The following is a 19,955-nucleotide window of genomic DNA, read 5'->3' as shown; positions in this document are numbered from 1 at the left end:
ATTAAAAGGATGTATGGATGAATAATCTGTCGATTAAGTTTCGTATTTTATTGTTAGCCGCAGTGCCCACACTATTGCTGGCAATCGTGATGACTATTCTGGCTGTCAGCAATGCGTCGAGCATCGTTACCAACAGTCTTGAGCAACAGAAACAGTCGCTTTATCAGGCTAAGCGTACGCAACTGGATGAGTTGTTGCATATGGCGGTGACGGCAGGCTCAGTGGCTAAAAATGAAACTGAATTGAAAGATATTCTGCGTACCATCCGCTATGAAGGCGGTAAGAATTATTTCTTCGTGTATGACACCTCCGGTGTGCAGATTGTGAGTGCCGACAATGTTGAGCGTGAAGGGAAAAACTTTTATAACAGCCGTTCGCCTGAAGGGCGACACCTGGTGCAGGAATACATCACAGCGGCGCGCAAGGGAGGCGGTTATGTTGAATATAATTGGCCAAAAGCCGGTTCTTCAGTGCCCAGTCCTAAAATGGCCAAGGCGATCATGTATCCGGGTAAGGACTGGGTGATTGCCACCGGTTTTTATATCGATGATTTGGAACAGAATCTCGCCGAGCTGGACGAAAAGCTGCAATCCAGTACCAATAAAAGCGTAATCACAACGGTTATTATCGCCATTATTTTACTGGCAGTCGCATTGGGGTTGGGCGTGGTACTTTCAGCCAGTATTCTCAAGCCTATAAATGGGGCAGTGGAAGCCATGCAGGATATTGCCAGCGGTGAAGGTGATTTGAGCCGTCGACTGGATGAAGACGCAGCCGACGAGATCCAGGCGCTAGCCAGAGCCTTTAATACTTTCGCCCAAAAGGTGGCGGACTTGGTCAATAATGTGCGTCATTCGATTACTACTATGGCTAATTCCAGTGAGGAATTGACTCAGCTAATGAGTCAAACCGAAGATGGGGTTAAACGTCAGCATGTTGAAGGTGACATGGTTGCAGTGGCGATGAACGAGATGTCTGCCGCTGCCCAGGAAGTGGCGACCAGTGCCGGTAATGCGGCCCATGAAACCGCTGAAGTAGAAAAACAGGTTGACGGCGCTGCCAAGCGACTGGATGGGGCTATTTCGGTAATTTCTGGGCTGGAGCAAAAAGTGAATGCCGGGGTCGAGGTTATTTCTCGAGTCGGTGAAGAATCAAAAAATATTGGTGGTGTGCTGGAAGTGATTAGCGGTATTGCCGAACAGACTAACTTACTGGCATTGAATGCGGCAATTGAAGCAGCCCGTGCCGGTGAACAAGGTCGTGGTTTTGCTGTAGTGGCAGATGAAGTGCGCTCCCTGGCGGCTAAAACAGCTTCCAGTACTGGTGAAATAAACCAAATGATCGCTCGTTTACAAAACGGTTCTAAAGAAGCTGTCGAGGCGATCGGTTCTATTCGTGAAGGTAGTGAGGAAACTGTTACCCATACCCGGGAGGTGGATACTGCGCTTAAGGAAATCCATCAGGCGGTAATGACCATCAATGATATGAACAGCCAAATTGCCACGGCAGCAGAAGAACAGACATCGGTCTCCGAGTCTATTAATGAAAATCTGCATACTATTGTCAGTATCGCCGAAGAAACCGCCAATGGTACCGAAGTTGCTCGGGGAATTTCCGAAGATCTGAATAAATTGGCAGCGGAGCTGGACGGTTTAGTCGGACAATATAAAACTTGATATGGGTATCGAATAAGTCGTCAGCTTGCCTTATCCGGCGAAAACCATCGCAGGCTGATTCTCCTGTATGTTGCTTGCGCTATACATCGTTTGTTGGCTGGGTTATTCATTATTGATGCACCTGCTCAATACAAATTGTCTTATCGACTGCACAAAAAGTGTGCAGTTCTGTTTTCTACTATAATTTATAAACAGTTAGCCCTCATCTGTAACCTTCAGCGTTCAAGACCTGTACTGTCATCACAACGACTCGTTTTTGTCGTAAATCTTTTATTTTCAGCTGGCATAGTTACTGCAGATACTCATACTTAGTGTCACTGGTATTGGTTATTGGCTCCGGAGTTAATCGTTATGGGATTAGACAAGTTATTTTACTTACAGGGAATAGGAGCCGAGTTTATCGATTGTTTCGGAAATACTGTGGTGATCCCGGATGATGATCGCAAAGGCATACTGCAAACCATGTGTGCCGATCAAGTAGAACAACCTGATTCCCTTTTTAGTCAAGAATTTATCGACACAAGCATTTATCAACTGGATGCGGCCCCCTGGAAAGTTCCACTGCCAGCCTTTCAATGGTGCTATGCGGATGATCTGCGTATTAGTCTGTATTTGCCAGCCGACCTACACACCGAAATATGTGTGTGTATAACAACAGAACAAGGTGTGGCGTTACAAGTTCGACCGCGCGTGGAGCAATTGCAGCAGGTGGGAGATTACCGGATTGGAGAGCGGAGTTATTGTCATTATCAGTTTTCACTGTACGAGCAACTGAATGAAACCGAATATGCGCAGCTGGGGATGGGCTATCACCAGATTGAAGCCAGTTTTAGTGCAGAGCAACTAACAACCAGTCAGGGAAACTGGATGATTGCCCCTCGTCGTGCTTTCCAGACTGAGGAGGCTGACAGAGCGGCCCAACCTTGTTGGGGCCTGAATATTCAACTCTATGCATTACGTAGCAAATCACCCTGGCAGATCGGCGATTTGGGTGATTTGAATGACGTCATCAACTGGGTCGCCAAAGCCGGTGCTGATTTTATCTTGGTTAACCCGCTGCATGCGCTCAATATAGCAGAGCCGGATAATGCCAGTCCTTACAGTCCCTGTGACCGGCGCAGACTTAACCCACTTTATATCCAGATTGAGAAAGTGGCTGAATATAAAGCCCTGCCAATTAATTCATTGCCGACCGATGAAGCCTTATCTAGCCGGGCAGATGATGCAGATAACTGGCTGGATTATGCGGCGATCTATCAGGGCAAATATCTGGCATTGATTGAGCTATTCAAAATCTTCGAGTCACGGCATCTCAATAACAACACTGCACGCAATAAACTGTTTCACCAGTTTGTGAAGCGTCATGGTAGTCCGTTACAGCAATTTGCGGCGAATGAAGCCGCCAATGCCCCGCAGGCGTTACGCCAGCCGGTGGAATTCTACTTATATCTGCAATTTATCGCTGAAACACAATTACAGCAATGTCAGGAAAATGCCAGGAAACGAGGCATGCAGATTGGCCTGATCCGTGATTTAGCTGTCGGCGCGGTATCCGAAGGAGAAGAAGTGTCTGCCAATGCGGAACAGTTTTGTTTGCAGGCCAGTATTGGCGCTCCGCCGGATCCTTTTGCGCCACAGGGACAAAACTGGCAACTGGCGCCATTGGACCCGGTCAAACTGAAACAGCACAACTATCAACATTTTATCCAATTGATCCGGACCAATATGAGTCACTGTGGTGCATTAAGAATGGACCATATTATGTCGCTGATGCGCTTGTGGTGGTGGCCCAGAGATGACGCACTAGGTAACGGAGCCTATGTCTATTATCCCTTTGATACGTTATTGGCGATTTTGTGTCTGGAGAGCCATCGTGCTCATTGCTTGTTAATTGGTGAGGACTTAGGCGTGGTGCCGCCGGAAATCGTATCGCGTTTATATGACGCGGGGATTATTTCCAATGAACTGTTTTACTTTTGCAAAGACGACCGAGGCTTTAAATCACCGGAGCATTATAAAAACCAGAATATGATGATGCTGACCAATCACGATGTACCTACCCTGACAGCCTGGTGGAGTGGTTTTGATCTGGATTTAAGGCATCAACTGGGCTTGTTTGGCAGTCAGCAGGAGCTGGATGAAGCCCATGCTGAGCGGCGGAATGAAAAGCACCAAGTTGTTGAGTTGCTGGTGCAACAGGGAAAATTGGAAGCCGGTACCTGCATGGAAGATATCCCTTTCGACAGATTGTTACCTGCATTGGTTTCGGTTGTCGCCAGCGGCAGTGCCAGGTTATTCAGCATCCCGCTAAGCGATCTGATGGGTGATAAGCATCCGGTTAATATTCCCGGTACCTGGAAAGAGTATCCAAACTGGCGTCGTCGTCATCCGGCTACGATTAAAGATTGTGCCAGGAATAAAGTGATTAGTACGATTCTGGCTGAGATTGCCAAACAACGTCCCAAGCGTGAGATTAACGGCAGGACCACAACTGAAACACGACAGGGTGACAATCTGTCTGGACACACCCAGGGTATGGATAAGCGCTATGGATAACAGTATGTCGAAAGAACAAATGGTGATCGTCGATCTGCACCAGCTGGATGCCCTGTTTAGTGGGGAATATGTGGATGTGTTTGCCCTGTTGGGGATGCACCAGATGCAGGACAAGTCTTTACAAGTACGCTGTTATCTGCCTGATGCAGTTAAAGTGGATGTGCTTGATTATAAAGATAATCGCAAGGTAGCCAGTTTGCAGTGTATTGATCCCCGGGGCTTGTTCGCAGCAAAAATGGGACGTCGAGTAAAACGCTTTCGTTACAAACTCAGCGTTCAGTATCCGCATGGCAAGGTCGAAATAGTTGACCCCTATCAATTTAGCTCGCTACTTAATGATGATGATTTATATCTGTTTGGCGAAGGGCGGCAGCAGCAGGCAGATCGTTTTTTAGGCGCCAACTGGGGGGAGAATGACGGCATCCGCGGGGTTAATTTTTGTGTTTGGGCACCTAATGCCAAAAGGGTATCTGTTAAGGGGGATTTTAATTTTTGGGACGGTAACCGGCATATTATGCGCTTACATCCCTCCAACGGAGTTTGGGAAATCTTTTTGCCTGATGTGCAAGCGGGGCAGCATTATAAATTCGAGATTGTTACCCAATCCGGCGATTATCTGCAAAAAGCCGATCCCTACGCCACAAGGATGCAATGCTCGCCGCACAATGCCTCATTAATCCCGGATAAAGATGATTATATCTGGCAGGATCAGCACTGGTTGTCTGATCGTGCGTCCCGTCATTGGCATGCTGAACCTATGTCTATTTATGAGGTGCATTTGCCGTCCTGGCGACGTAAAGGATGGCAGGGCGAAGCCTACCTGAACTATCAGGATTTAACTGAACAACTATTACCTTATGTGCTGGAAATGGGCTTCACCCATCTGCAACTGATGCCCATCAGTGAATATCCATTTGACGGTTCATGGGGATATCAGCCTGTGGGGATGTTCTCTCCCACCTACCGTCTGGGTGATACGAGGGGATTAAAGCAATTTATCGATGCCTGTCATCAGGCCAATATTGCCGTGTTACTTGACTGGGTGCCCGCCCACTTTCCTACCGATCCACACGGACTCACCCAGTTTGACGGAACTCACTTATATGAACATGCCGATCCGCGTTTAGGCACCCATCCTGACTGGAACACCCTCATCTACAATTATGGTCGCGGTGAAGTGCGCAGCTTTTTGCTCAGCAACGCTTGCTACTGGTTGCGCGAATTTCATTTCGACGGTTTGCGGCTGGATGCCGTGTCGTCGATGTTATATCTGGACTATAGTCGTCAGCCGGATCAATGGTTGCCCAATATTTATGGTGGCAGGGAGAACTTGCAGGCAATTGATTTTCTTAAAGATCTAAACTGCAGAATGTATCAGAGTCATCCCGGCATTTGCATGGTCGCGGAAGAATCTACCGCCTGGCCGGGGGTAACCGGGCGGGTGGATAATAATGGCTTGGGCTTCGGATTTAAATGGAATATGGGCTGGATGAATGACAGTCTGAGTTATTTGAAACGGGATCCGATTCACCGTCGATATCATCATCACGAATTAACCTTCAGCCTGGTTTATGGCTATACCGAGCAGTTTATTTTGTCTTTAAGCCATGATGAAGTGGTGCACGGTAAGGGATCATTACTGCACAAGATCCCCGGTGACGACTGGCAGAAGTTTGCAACGTTGCGCTGCTATCTGGGCTTTATGTGGGGGCATCCGGGCAAGAAATTACTGTTTATGGGCAACGAATTTGCCCAGCGCGATGAATGGTGTCATGACCGGAGTCTCGACTGGCATCTGCTCCAGTACGGTTCACATCAGGGCGTACAGCAATGGATCAAGGATTTGAACCTGTTATATGTTGGTCTTCCGGCGCTATTTGAATCTGATCATTCCCCCGGCGGTTTTGCCTGGCTGGATTGTGACAACGCCGACCTCAGTGTGTTTGTTTTTATCCGCTACGCCAATAACAGGGATCAACATGCTATTTTTGTGGTTAACATGACCCCTGAAGTGCATCAGCAGTTCCGTATCGGTGTTCCACATAACCAGCATTATGTGGAGGTGCTCAATAGCGACAGCGAGTATTACGGTGGCAGTAATGTTGGCAATAGCGGCAAGCTGCATGTGAGTTCGACAGCTTACCAGAATATGCCGTTTAGCTGTCTGGTAACCGTTCCTCCTCTTGGCTGTGTGGTATTGCTACCAGAGTCCGCCCTGGCGGAGGGGAGGTAACCTATGTCTGTATTGCGCGGTTATCCTTTTCCATTGGGTGGGACGGTTGAAGACGGCGGTGTGAACTTTTCGCTGTTCTCTGCCAATGCAACAGGGGTGACGTTGTGCCTGTTTGATCCACAAGGCGAGCAGGAAATTGCCCAGTATCCGCTGATTCATAAAACCCAGCATATCTGGCATGGGTTTGTTGAAGGGATACAAGCTGGTCAACTTTATGGTTATCGGATAAACGGACCCTATCAACCCCATTTGGGTCATCGATTTAATCCCAATAAGCTGTTACTCGATCCTTATGCCAGGCAACTGGTGGGCCAGTTCGTCCCGGATGACCGCCACTACGGTTACGACCCGTCCAGCAAAGAAGAAGACCTGTCTTTTGACAAGCGCGACAATGCTGGCTGTTTACCCAAGTGTAAAGTGGTTGATTTACGCGACAAAAACCGCTCGCAGCGTTGTCCGTCTCGCCCACTGAGTGACAGCATTATTTACGAAATGCACGTAAAGGGCTTTACCATTAAACATCCTTCACTGTCCGAGGACATCCGCGGAACTTTTGCGGGCATGGCGGACGATCAGGTGATTGGTTACCTCAAGAACCTGGGGATCAACTGTGTTGAATTGATGCCAGTGCAGGCATTTTTTGATGAGCCTTTTTTACAGGCCAAAAATCTGACCAACTATTGGGGATACAATAGTCTGGGCTTTTTTGCTCCGCATCCGGCGTATTTATCCGGTCAGGATATTTTCGAATTTCGACACATGGTCGATACCTTACACGCCGCCGATATCGAGGTAGTACTCGATGTGGTTTATAACCACAGTGCCGAGGGGAATCACCTGGGCCCTACCTACAGTTTTCGCGGTATCGATAATGCCAGCTATTACCGGCTGCATCCCAACGATCAGCGTTTTTATATTAACGATACCGGGTGCGGAAACACGCTAAATATCACCCATCCTCGGGTGTTACAACTGGTGATGGATTCATTACGTTACTGGGTGGAAGTGATGGGGGTGGACGGATTCCGCTTCGATTTGGCCAGTTGTCTGGGACGGGAGTCCTACGGATTTGACCGGGGTGCAGGCTTTCTCGATGCCATTGCCCAGGATCCGGTATTGTGCAAGGTTAAACTGATAGCCGAACCCTGGGATATTGGGCCTGGTGGCTATCAATTGGGTAATTTCCCGGTGGCGTGGAGCGAATGGAATGACCGTTATCGGGATACCATGCGCCGTTTCTGGCGCGGGGATAGCGGTATGTTGGCAGAGTTCGCCCGCCGTTTTCACGGCTCCGGCGACTACTTTGAGCATTCCGGGCGCAGTCCTGCTGCCAGTATCAATTTTATTACCAGCCATGACGGTTTTACCTTGCGTGATCTGGTCAGCTTTAACGAACGCCATAATGAAATGAATGGCGAAAATAGTCGCGACGGTCATCAGGAAAACTTCAGTTATAACTATGGTGTGGAAGGTCTGACAACAGACCCTGCCATTCGGGCGGTACGTATTCGACAACGCAAGAACCTGCTGACCACCCTGATATTATCGCAAGGTGTGCCGATGCTGCTGGCCGGTGACGAAATTGGTAGTAGCCAGCAAGGCAACAATAACGCCTATTGCCAGGATAATCCGCTGAGCTGGCGAGACTGGAGTCAGGTCGAAGATGCCACATCATTATTCGAGTTTACCCGCCAATTGATCGCGTTACGTCAACGTTTTGCGCTGTTACGTCACACGGATTTTATCCATCAGCCTGAAAACCGTCAGGATCCTGGCTTGTTCTGGTTTAGTCGTCAGGGTGAAGTAATGAGTAAGTCTCTTTGGAGTGAAGGACAAACCCGGACCTTGGCGTTAATGCTGATTGGAGATTTGGAAGGTAGACAAGAGACACCAAACAGTAAACAAGCGTTATTGCTGACACTAAATGCCGATGATCAGACGCAAACATTCACATTTCCGGATGTGACCGGGGTGGTTAAGTGGCAATGCTTGTTGCACACCCAGGACAATTCAACCTTAGATGATAATTTTTCAATAACACAAACTTTCCAGCTTCAAGATCGCAGTCTGATGCTGTTTCATGCCTATATTTGTGAGGAGTCGGAAAATGGCCAACAAAGTCAGCAAAAGTAGCACTAAAGAGTTAGCCGAGAATGCCGCGGCCTATTGCGAGCCATGCGACAGCTTGGGGATGGCTTTCTCAAGGCATATTCGTTACTGGTTAAGTCGTGATGATGATGCGTCTACTGCAGTATTTTATTCTTTGGCACTAAGCGTCAAAGAACAGATGCTGGAGGCCTGGCGCGATACCCGTAGCCAGGATGCCCAGTTCGACAAGAAGCAGGTGGCGTATCTATCACTGGAATTTTTGATGGGCAGGGCTTTGGGCAATGCCTTGCTCAGTCTGGATTTAAGCGACGAGTGTCGACAAGCATTAAAGGAATATTCGGTGACACTGGAAGAAGTACAGGAACAGGAGCATGACGCCGGTTTAGGCAATGGCGGTTTAGGACGGCTTGCAGCCTGTTTTCTGGATAGCTGTGCCAGCATGGATCTGGCGGTTACCGGTTATGGTATTCGTTACGAATACGGCATGTTTGTACAAAAAATCGTCGACGGTTATCAACAGGAAAGTCCGGATAAATGGTTGCGCTCCGGTAATCCCTGGGAAGTCAGAGTGCCGGTGCATAATGTTACTGTACCTTTCTTTGGTCGCACTGAATCCTACGTGGATAGAAATGGTAGACGCCATGTTTGTTGGGTGGATACGCATGATGTACTGGCAGTGGCTTACGATATGCCAATTCCCGGTTATAAAAATCAGCGAGTTAATACATTACGGTTGTGGAAGTCTGAAGCGACCGACGAGTTTGACCTGGATGAATTTAACCAGGGTGATTATGCCGAAGCAGTGGCGCGCAAGAATCTGGCAGAACAGATTACCATGGTGTTGTATCCGAATGACTCGAGCGAAAACGGCAAGGAGCTGCGTTTGCGTCAGCAATATTTTCTGTCATCGGCCAGCTTACAAGATTTATTGCGCACCTGGGTGAAGAAATTCGGTACCGATTTTAGCCAGTTCGGGGTTAAAAACGCGATTCAGCTAAATGACACACATCCTAGTATTGCCGTACCTGAACTGATGCGTTTGCTGATTGATGAATATCTGCTGGAATGGGATGAAGCCTGGGCAATCACTACTAGCACCATGGCTTACACCAATCACACCCTGTTGCCTGAAGCGCTGGAACGTTGGTCGGTTCGAATGTTCAGCTATATGCTGCCCAGAATTCTGGACATTATTTACGAGATCAATGCCCGCTATATGGATGCGGTGGCACATCAGTGGCCGGGAAACAGTCAGAAATTGGCTGAAATGTCGATTATTGAGGAAGGACACGATCCGCATATTCGTATGGCCTATCTGGCCATTGTTGCCAGCTTTTCGGTCAATGGCGTGGCGGGGTTACATACTCAATTGCTCAAATCGGGCCTGTTTAAAGATTTTTACCAGCTATGGCCAGAGAAGTTTAACAACAAAACCAATGGCGTTACGCCTAGACGATGGTTAGCTTACTGCAATCCCCGCTTGTCTGCATTGTTAACCAAGCAGTTGGGTGAGGGATGGGTAACGGATTTAAGTCAACTCAGAAAGATTGAGGGTTGTGTCGATAACAAGACATTCGTTAAACAATGGCAAGAGGTTAAACAGGCGAATAAACAGGAATTGGCCGCTATGGTCAAACAGCAGTGCGGCGTCGATTTTGATCCGGCGATGATGTTTGACGTACAGGTGAAACGGATCCACGAATATAAACGTCAGTTATTGAACATTTTACATGTTATCCATCTCTATCACCGGATTCTGCAAGGTGATACCCAAAATATGGTGCCACGTTGTGTACTGATAGGGGGTAAGGCTGCTCCAGGTTATGCGATGGCTAAAACGATCATCAAACTGGCTAATAATGTTGCCCATATGGTGAATTCTGATCCGCTAGTCAGACCTTTCTTGCGTTTTGCATTTTTGCCCAACTACAACGTGAGCGCGATGGAAAAGATTTGTCCCGGTACTGACTTGTCCGAACAAATTTCCACCGCAGGTAAAGAAGCCTCGGGTACTGGCAATATGAAATTTATGATGAATGGCGCCTTGACCATAGGTACCTTGGACGGTGCCAATATTGAAATGCTTGAGGAAGTCGGTGAGGATAATTTCTTTCTGTTTGGACTGAATGCCGAGCAGGTTGCACAGACCCGGCAGAATTATCGGCCTGCAGATATTGTCAGTGCTTCACCGGCGCTTTCTGCCGTGATGGAGTTGTTGACCAGTGGCCATTTTAACTTGATTGAGCCAGGTATCTTCGAACATATCATCAATGCCATTTTAAGCCCGTATGACCAGTGGATGACAGCGGCAGATTTTGATGATTATTGTGCGGTACAGCAAAAAGTAGGCTTAGCTTATCAGGATCAGAAATACTGGACCCAGATGAGCATTCGAAATACCGCTGCCAGTGGGCGTTTCTCCAGTGACGTCACCATCGCCGGTTATCGTGATGAAATATGGAGAGTGTAATGTTCGCCCTCGTTGAAATCTGGTTAATTCGTCTTTGCTACACAGGAGTGTCAATTTATGTCTAAATCCAGTCCCCGTTATATCAGTAATCTGACCCGAGATACCTATGCGCTTATTTTGGCCGGAGGCAAAGGTACTCGATTATATGAACTGACAGAATGGCGGGCCAAACCCGCGTTGTATTTTGGTGGCAAGTTCCGGATTATTGATTTCCCGTTATCGAACTGTATTAATTCCGGAATAAGACGAGTTGGGGTAGTGACGCAGTATAAATCGCATTCACTTATCCGTCATGTGATGCGCGGCTGGGGACATTTCAAGAAAGAATTGGGCGAATCGGTAGAAGTGTTACCAGCTTCCCAGCGCTATTCGGATAACTGGTATCAAGGCACAGCAGATGCAGTGTTTCAGAATATCGATATTATCCGTCACGAATTACCCAAATATGTGATGGTACTGTCCGGTGATCATGTGTACCGGATGGATTATGCCGGGTTACTGGCTGCACATGCCGAGTCCGGCGCTGATATGACGGTATCCTGTCTGGAAGTGCCCTTGCAGGAAGCCGCCGGTGCTTTTGGTGTGATGGAAGTGGACGAAACTAATCGTATTCTTGGCTTTGAAGAAAAACCGTTGTTTCCTAAAGCGGTTCCGGGCAAAGACGGATTCTGTCTGGCATCAATGGGAAATTATGTATTTAACACCGAATTTTTATTTGAACAACTGAAAAAAGACGCCAGTAAAGAAGGTTCGGATCGGGACTTTGGCAAAGACATAATACCTTCCATTATTAAAGAGCATAATGTTTTTGCCTTTCCTTTTACCAGTGCATTTAATGATGACAAAGCTTATTGGCGTGATGTGGGTACCCTTGACTCATTCTGGTTGGCGAATATGGAGTTGCTTTCTCCCACACCGGCACTCAACCTGTATGACGCCAAATGGCCTATCTGGACTTTTCAGGAACAAACCCCTCCGGCCAAATTTGTGTTTGATGATGATGACAGACGGGGAATGGCGGTAGATTCAATTGTATCGGGAGGTTGTATTATTTCAGGTGCCACAGTGCGGCACAGCTTGCTGTTCAATAATGTTGAGGTGTGTTCCTATTCGTTGCTGGAAGATTCCGTGGTGCTACCGGATGTTGTGATTTTACGCAATTGCAGAATTAAAAAGGCTATTATCGATCGAGGTTGTATTATTCCGGAAGGAATGGAAATTGGCTTTAACCACGATCAGGATCGGGCCAAGGGGTTTAGAGTTTCTGAAAATGGCGTGGTGGTCGTCACCAGAGAGATGTTGGGATTACCGGTAGGTTATGAGTAACAGACAAGCAGAATTTAAACGGGTATTAATGCTGGCGACCGAAAACGCCGCAATCAAAGGAGCAAAAGTTGGAGGCATCGCAGATGTTATAGGTGATTTGCCGCATGCCTTGATAGCCAGGAACGTTATTGCTGATGTCGCAATGCCGGGCTACGGCAGATTGTCGAGTCAGAACGGCGCGGAACAATTCGCACAAATCAGCGTCCCGTTTGCGGGACGTAAGGAGCGGGTTGATCTGTATCGATTACCCCATCCAGTTCAACCGCAGGCCAGTATTTATCTGTTCGAACATGGATTGTTTGCCGGTCATGACGGTGCGATATATAACCAAGGCAGCACGGAACGTCCCTTCGCCGAAGATGCTAGCAAATTTGCGTTGTTTAATATCAGCGTAGCATGCGCGCTGCTAGATAATATTATTCCCGCTCCAGAAATCTTGCATTTACATGACTGGCACACCGGATTGTTTGCGTTACTCCGCGCCTTTGATGTTCGTTTCAAGGCATTGCAAAAGTTAAAATGCGTTTTTACCGTGCATAATTTGGCTCTGCAGGGAATAAGGCCGTTAAGTCATGAAGCGTCATCGCTGGCTGCCTGGTATCCGGAAGTTTTTAGCAGTATGTCAGAAGCGCAACTCAGTCAGGTGACAGATCCGCGCTACCCTTTTTGCATTAACCCGATGCGAGCCGGGATTGTGTTGAGTGACAAGGTGCACCTGGTTTCCCCCAGCTACGCCAGGGAAGTGTTATTGCCTTCAAACCCTGAAAACGGTTTTTTTGGTGGTGAGGGACTGGAAAAGGATTTACGCGACAAACACGACACCGGTAATCTGGTCGGTATATTAAACGGCTGTGAATACCCTGAAACGGCCCCCAAAAAAGTTGCTAATCCACTGTCGCTGGTATTGGATAAAGCCGAAACAGCCTTGATTGCCTGGTTGGGCAAGCATACGCAGGTCATGGCGGTAGATATGATTGCGTTGAGCCGGATTAACAGATTACGTCGTCAGGGGATAACTGAAAGTGAGCTTTTGCTCACTTCGGTGGGGCGTTTAACCGATCAGAAAGTCCTGATCCTGCGACAACGACAAGCCGATGGCAAAACAGTGCTGGAAAAAATACTCGAGCAATTGGCCGCTTATGCAACTAATGCGCTGTTTATCTTTCTCGGTAGTGGTGATGAACATATTGCTGCGGAATTTCGGGAAGTTGCCTCCCGCTATAGTAATTTTCTGTTTTTGCATGGCTATCATGACGATCTACCCCAATATTTATATCGTTATGGCGATCTTTTTTTGATGGCCAGCTCCTTTGAACCTTGTGGTATTAGCCAAATGTTGGCAATGCGTGAGGGGCAACCTTGCCTTGTACATGGTGTTGGCGGTTTGAAAGACACGGTGAAGCAGGGCGAAAGCGGCTTTGTATTTGGCGGTAAAGACTTGACCGAGCAAGCTGACAACCTGTTAGTCATGCTGCAGCATGCTCTGCAATGCCGTCCCACACCACAATGGCAGAAAATCAAACGCACCGCCAAAGCACAGCGATTTGATTGGCATGGTGTTAGTAATTTATATGTACAGAAATTATACAGTGGTAAGTAGCTGGATCGCGTCGGTTATTGCCGCTGCGGAACAGCTGACGCTGTTAATTGATATTCGGCGGCCAATCCGTAAATGGCTTTATCGGGGCCACTTACTTGCCCCTTGCCGTTGGCATCACGGCTAAAATCCAGGGTACTGAATCCTTTGCTGAGCGTCACCTTACCATCTTCCTTCCAGCTATTGGTGCCAGCGTAAATTCTGCCCTTTTCCCAGCCGTCATCCAGACATTGTTGTATGATGTGGTTACATTGGTCGGCTGGAACGAATTGTATGATAGCCAGTTTATTGCGCTTGTATTTCAGTTCGAGCAATTTATGTCGGATAGCAGTAACTAATTTCATAACAACTGTAAAATATGTTGGTGTTGTTGTTTTTACTTGTGATTGAGTTGCTTGTAAAGCATAACAAGTACCATACCGCTTAACGGTTGTTTAAATATCGGTCAATGTATTAAAAAAGATAACTGTTAACAAAGCGGTTAAACTACGCTTTAATTGCCCTTGTTAAAAGATTTTGTAAGTTATCTTGTGGCATGTGCTGGCTTGTTTGCAACGAAAATATAGCTACTGTTTGCGTTGGTCAATTATGGAAGTATTTTGATTAAAATCTGTCGATTATATCTACTTTTGATGCTTGTCTGCATAACAGGCTTTGCCAGATTTTCTGTAGCGTCTGAGTGGATCACGGAACTTTCCAGTCATTATCGTGCCGAACAGCAGCAACTCAGCGTTGATCCCAACAAGATCTTGAGTCGTTTACTCAGCGAATCCGTCGCGGACGATGCAAGTGCCATTGACAAGGCGCAATTTCATTTATTACTTAGTCAAACCTATTTTGCCTTAACGTACCCGCATGAAGCGTTGCAACATGCACAAACCGGTTTAACTTTTGTCGATAGTATTGAACAGCCCTGGCTTTATCACCAGTTACGTTTGGCTGAAGCCCTGGCTTACGATTCGATAGGTTCACCAGCTAAAGGGATTGAGCTGGCCAGCACTGCACTGAATTGGGCAATCAGCCAACAGGATAATGCATTACAACTCGATGCGCTTTATGTCCGCGGCGCGCTAGCGATTAGTCTGGTTGATTACCCGACTGCGATAATCGATTTGCAACAGGCCTACGAGCTGGCACCACAACCGCGCTCTCGTATTTCCAAAGGGCAAGTGGCCGGAGCAATGGCGCTGGTCTATGAATACCGGCGTGAAGCTCAACTTTCAATTCCCTATTTTGAAGAAGCGGTTGCCTACCATGAACAGCACAACGAATGGCTGGAACTGAGTATTTCTCTGTATGGTTTGGGTAGAGCAAACAAGAATATTGGCAAAACCGAACTCGGCAAGGCGCAACTGCAACGATCAGCTGAGCTGGCTCATCAGGTCAACGATATTCAGGGGGTTGCCTACGCATTTAAAGAATTGGCCGGCATTAATATTAGCGAGAAACAGTTTGATACCGCAGAGCAACAATTGCTGGAGGCCCAGAAAATTTTTGACCGGGCGCAAAACCCTTATATGCAACTGGATGTTGCCAGTACTCTGCTGGAGTTGGCTCTGGTAAAGGGCCAGCCGGATCGGGCCAGCTTATATTTGCATAAAGCCCGTCAGTATCTTGATCCTGTTTCCATGCCTATTCAGAAAATTTCTCTGGATGAGCAGGCGGCACGATTGACGGCGCTGACGGGAGACTACCAACAGGCTTATCAGCAGCTAGAACAAACGGTTAGAGTCAAACAGGCAATCTATAGTCAACAAAGTACCGAGCAATTGCATCAATTAAGGTCTCATTATGAACTGGAAGCGAAAGAGCAAAAAAACCAGTTACTGGAACGCCAAAACGAATTGCAAAAACTCACGTTGGCAGCCCAACAGAAACAGAATATTAGTTTATGGGCGATGTTTGGTTTTTCATTACTTATCTGTTTTTTGCTCGGAATTATGGTGTACCGTAACCAGCAAAACAAACAGCGATTGCTACGTTTGGCCAACGTGGATGGTTTGACCGGCTTATTGAATCGTAGAAAAACGCTGGAAATGTTGCAGTTGCAATTTGACTTGGCAGTACGTCATCATTTTGAATTATGCGTGGTGATTGTTGACCTGGACTATTTCAAGAAGATCAATGATCAGTTTGGCCACGCTACCGGTGATAAAGTGCTGCAGAAGTTTGGTTTGCTATGCCTAAAAACCTTCCGCCATACAGATATTGTGGGACGGATCGGCGGTGAAGAGTTTTTGATTGCCTTACCTCATACCGCGCAGCCTGCGGCAGAAAATTTATTGGCAAATTTAAGAGAGCGCGCGCAAATGATGTCGGCAGATATTGATGTGCCTGACCTGAATATATCTGTTTCTTGCGGATTATCTGTTTATCAGCGACAGGACTCTATCGAGGAATTGATGGCGCAGGCCGACGATGCGTTATATCAGGCCAAACAATATGGTCGAAACAGGGTGGAGATCTTTACTGATAATTCCAGCCAGCATTTATTACCGGTTTAACGTTATAGAGATAAGTATGGGCAAACAATTTACTGAAATATCCGGTCAGTTACAGCAATTTATCCAGCAACAGAAAATCTTCTTTGTTGCAACTGCCACAGCACAAAGCCGCGTTAACCTTTCACCCAAAGGAATGGATTCGCTACGAATATTGGGGCCTAATCGAGTTGTCTGGTTAAACGTAACGGGGAGTGGCAACGAAACAGCCACTCATGTTCAGGAAAATCCGCGCATGACCATTATGTTTACCGCCTTTGAAGGCGCACCGATGATATTGCGCCTGTATGGTCAGGCAAAGGTGGTGCATCAGCACGACAGTGAATGGAACGCATTATATGCTCTATTTAATCCCCTGCCAGGTGCCCGGCAGATTTTCGATTTGCAGGTAGATTTGGTCCAGACTTCCTGCGGAATGGCAGTGCCTTTTTTTGACTACGTTGAAGAACGTGAACAACTCAAGGACTGGGCAGAAAAGCAGGGTGAAGACGGTATCAAAAATTATTGGGAGAAAAAGAATCAGTTCAGCATTGATGGCCTTCCCAGCCATATTCTGGATAGCGGCCGTTGATGAGCGGGATTTATCTGTTTGACTGGGGCAATACCCTGATGGTCGACATCCCGGGGGCTGTGGGCAAAATGTGTGACTGGGATCATGTGAAAGTGATTGAAGGTGCCAAACAGACACTTGCCTATCTATCCGCGACAAGTCGTATTTATGTCGCCTCCGGAGCGGTTGACTCATCCGCCCGGGATATTGAAAAAGCCTTACAGCGAGTTGACTTGGCAGACTATATCAGCGGCTATTTTTGTCCTGCCAATATTGGCTATGCGAAGGGTGAGGCGGCTTTCTTGCCTGAGATTATAAATCGTTTAGATCAGCCAGCTTCACGACTGAGTATGGTGGGAGACAGCTGGGAAAGAGATATATTGCCGGCGCTGCAAGCCGGAATGCAGGCAGTATGGTATTGTCCGCAAGGAACCGGAAAGTGCCGTTCTAATGTTAGGATGATTAGTTCACTTACCGATTTGTGTGCCTAAAAAGGAATAGGCTTTCGGATTTTTATCCTCAGGCTCGAAGCCGATTAATGTTACATTAGGCTTTTTGTTATTCTGGAATCCTCGCATCTTTGCAACAGGTTACTGAAGGGTTTATTTTAACCCGCCATCAAGTTGAACGCGCTGGCCAAACTTGGCTGGAATTCTGGTTAAGTACCGAATCCGGGCCGGTCAAGCTGGTGACCTCTGCCCAGCGTTTTACGTTTTTTGTACAACAGTCCGAGCTGGATAAGGTGAGCGGCTATCTCACCGACTCGAAAATTCCCTTTGAAGCCAAACCTTTGTCCATGTTCAGTTTTGAACAACAACAGATGGCCGCGCTGTATTTGAATAGCGGCCAGTCTGCCTTTGCTGCAAAGGATCTGCTTAGAGCAGCCGGCGTGAATACCTATGAAGATGATATCCGCTTGGCTGATCGCTTTTTGATGGAGCGTTTTATCTACGGCAGTGCCGTTTTCACCGGCCAGATTCAACCACAGGAACATTACTCGGTTTACCAGCAGGCTCGACTTAAACCTTCTGCATACAAACCGCAATTCAACATTTTGTCACTGGACATTGAATGCAGTGAACAAGGTGAACTGTATTCCATCGGGCTGGCCGGACAGGACTATCAATCTGTATTGATGATTGGTGAGCCGCAACCTGGGCCAGACTGGCTGCAATGGGTAAAGGATGAGTCCGGGCTGCTGGCCAGACTGATTGAGGTTATCCAGCAGCAGGACCCGGATATTATTCTGGGCTGGAATGTAGTGAATTTTGATTTTCGCTTGTTACTAAAAAGGGCGGAATTGCATGGAATAGCCCTGCGTCTTGGACGAGGACAGAGTTTGGCCAGTTGGCGCGATGCCCGTGCTGAGGTGAATCAGGGGTATATCACCCTGCCGGGTCGGGTGGTGGTGGATGGAATTGATGCGCTGAAAACTGCCACCTACCAGTTTGACAGTTTTAGTCTGGAGTTTGTGGCACAGACGTTATTAGGTAAGGGCAAGCAGACCGAGGATGTGGATAATCGACTGGCGCAAATCACTCATGATTTTATGCATAACAAAGTCAAGCTGGCCGAATACAACTTGCAGGACTGTGTATTGGTTAACGAGATATTCGAGCATACCCGTTTGCTGGATTTTTTAACCCTGCGTAGCCAGTTGACCGGCCTGGAGCTGGATCGAATGGGGGGTTCTGTTGCGGCGTTTACCAATGTGTATTTACCTAAATTGCACCGTGCCGGGTATATTTCGCCCAATCGCCCCGAAAATGGCGGCTTGGCCAGTCCGGGCGGCTATGTAATGGATTCCCGACCAGGCTTGTATAAAAACGTGCTGGTGCTGGATTTTAAAAGTTTGTATCCGTCGATCATTCGTACCTTCAAGATTGATCCGCTGGGTTTGATTGAAGGGTTGAAATCGCCGGAACAGGCTATTCAGGGATATCGTGGAGCCAAGTTCAGTCGCGATAAACATTTCTTACCGGATATTATTACCTCGCTTTGGCAACAACGGGACGAAGCTAAACGCAACAACGATGCCGCACGCTCCCAGGCAATCAAGATTTTGATGAATTCCTTTTATGGCGTCCTGGGATCGGGAGGTTGCCGTTTTTATGATACCCGCTTGGCCAGCTCTATTACGATGCGGGGGCATGATATTATGCAAACCACCGCACAATGGATTAAGCAGGCGGGACATCAGGTGATTTACGGTGATACCGATTCGACTTTTGTATGGCTGGAAGGAGAATTAAGCGAATCACAGGCCCAACAGATAGGAAAGCAACTACAGGACAATATTAATCAGCAGTGGCAACAAAAAATTGCTGATGAGTTTCAATTGGATTGTCATCTGGAAATCGAGTTTGAAACCCATTTTAAACACTTTTTAATGCCCACTATCCGTGGCTCGGAAACCGGCAGCAAGAAACGTTATGCCGGGATTAAATCCGGTAAGCAGGGTGATGAGCTGGTGTTTAAGGGGCTGGAAACGGTCAGATCCGACTGGACAGAGGTGGCCAAACAATTTCAAACCAAACTGTATGCCATGGTGTTTGCCGGTGAAAATGTCCAGGCTTATTTACGAACCATAGTCGACGATATTCGCAACGGTCACTATGACTCTTCACTGGTTTACCGCAAGCGTTTACGCCAGCTGCTGGACAAATACGTTAAAAACGTACCACCCCATGTTAAAGCGGCACGACTGGCTGACGAAAAAAATCGTCAGCAGGGTAAAGCGCTACAATATCAGCACAAAGGCTGGGTATCCTATGTGATCACCTTAAATGGCCCGGAACCGTTGGAATATCTGACCAGCCCAATTGATTACGATCACTATATCGAACGACAAATTCGCCCGGTGGCCGAAGGCATCCTGCCTTTTATCGGCCTCGATTTTGAACAACTGACCAGTGACCAGTTAGGGTTGTTTTGACT

The 19,955-nt window shown here is 47.4% G+C and carries 12 protein-coding genes; 11 read left to right on the top strand and 1 reads right to left on the bottom strand.

The window, feature by feature from the left end; all coding sequences use genetic code 11:
* The first annotated feature begins 17 nt into the window (after positions 1–17).
* The 7 genes from V1467_RS16050 to V1467_RS16020 all read left to right on the top strand — a co-directional run bounded on the left by V1467_RS16050 (position 18) and on the right by V1467_RS16020 (position 13,970).
* Entirely contained in the window at positions 18–1,676 is a 1,659-nt protein-coding gene (locus V1467_RS16050; protein WP_416305980.1) for a methyl-accepting chemotaxis protein, read from the top strand.
* A 351-nt stretch (positions 1,677–2,027) separates the two neighbouring features.
* Complete coding sequence (gene malQ / locus V1467_RS16045; RefSeq protein WP_416305979.1) at positions 2,028–4,232, top strand: 4-alpha-glucanotransferase; 2,205 nt, start codon at positions 2,028–2,030, stop codon at positions 4,230–4,232.
* Positions 4,233–4,236: 4 nt separating this feature from the next.
* Entirely contained in the window at positions 4,237–6,465 is a 2,229-nt protein-coding gene (glgB, locus tag V1467_RS16040; RefSeq protein ID WP_416305978.1) for a 1,4-alpha-glucan branching protein GlgB, read from the top strand.
* A 3-nt stretch (positions 6,466–6,468) separates the two neighbouring features.
* Positions 6,469–8,598, top strand: coding sequence for a glycogen debranching protein GlgX (glgX, locus tag V1467_RS16035; RefSeq protein WP_416305977.1), 2,130 nt, complete (start codon positions 6,469–6,471; stop codon positions 8,596–8,598).
* Positions 8,573–11,044: a glycogen/starch/alpha-glucan phosphorylase gene (locus tag V1467_RS16030; RefSeq protein ID WP_416305976.1), complete on the top strand. Its 2,472-nt coding sequence runs from the start codon at positions 8,573–8,575 to the stop codon at positions 11,042–11,044. Before glgX ends, V1467_RS16030 begins: the two co-directional genes overlap by 26 nt.
* Before the next feature lie 57 nt (positions 11,045–11,101).
* The gene (gene glgC / locus V1467_RS16025; RefSeq protein ID WP_416305975.1) at positions 11,102–12,370 is read left to right on the top strand and encodes a glucose-1-phosphate adenylyltransferase; all 1,269 of its coding nucleotides are present in this window, start codon (positions 11,102–11,104) and stop codon (positions 12,368–12,370) included.
* Positions 12,363–13,970, top strand: coding sequence for a glycogen synthase (locus tag V1467_RS16020; protein ID WP_416305974.1), 1,608 nt, complete (start codon positions 12,363–12,365; stop codon positions 13,968–13,970). The genes glgC and V1467_RS16020 overlap by 8 nt, the downstream gene beginning before the upstream one ends.
* 14 nt (positions 13,971–13,984) lie before the next feature.
* Here the strand turns inward: V1467_RS16020 and V1467_RS16015 are convergent, their stop codons facing one another.
* Entirely contained in the window at positions 13,985–14,311 is a 327-nt protein-coding gene (locus V1467_RS16015; protein ID WP_416305973.1) for a hypothetical protein, read from the bottom strand.
* Positions 14,312–14,566: 255 nt separating this feature from the next.
* Here V1467_RS16015 and V1467_RS16010 point away from each other — a divergent pair, with 255 nt between their 5' ends.
* From V1467_RS16010 to V1467_RS15995, 4 genes are all read left to right on the top strand, one after another.
* A complete protein-coding gene (locus V1467_RS16010; RefSeq protein ID WP_416305972.1) occupies positions 14,567–16,471 on the top strand; it encodes a diguanylate cyclase in 1,905 nt (634 codons plus the stop codon).
* Between the two features lie 16 nt (positions 16,472–16,487).
* Complete coding sequence (locus V1467_RS16005) at positions 16,488–17,039, top strand: pyridoxamine 5'-phosphate oxidase family protein (protein WP_416305971.1); 552 nt, start codon at positions 16,488–16,490, stop codon at positions 17,037–17,039.
* On the top strand, positions 17,039–17,509 hold the full coding sequence (locus V1467_RS16000; protein ID WP_416305970.1) for an HAD family hydrolase: 471 nt from the start codon (positions 17,039–17,041) through the stop codon (positions 17,507–17,509). Before V1467_RS16005 ends, V1467_RS16000 begins: the two co-directional genes overlap by 1 nt.
* Before the next feature lie 89 nt (positions 17,510–17,598).
* Positions 17,599–19,953 (top strand): DNA polymerase II, encoded by a 2,355-nt coding sequence (locus tag V1467_RS15995; RefSeq protein WP_416305969.1) that lies wholly within the window; start codon positions 17,599–17,601, stop codon positions 19,951–19,953.
* Positions 19,954–19,955: the final 2 nt, after the last annotated feature.

The organism is Neptunicella plasticusilytica, assembly GCF_047922965.1.
Taxonomy (GTDB): domain Bacteria; phylum Pseudomonadota; class Gammaproteobacteria; order Enterobacterales; family Alteromonadaceae; genus Neptunicella; species Neptunicella plasticusilytica.
Note: the sequence above shows the minus strand (reverse complement) of the source record. Positions and strands in the feature narration are given on the sequence as shown.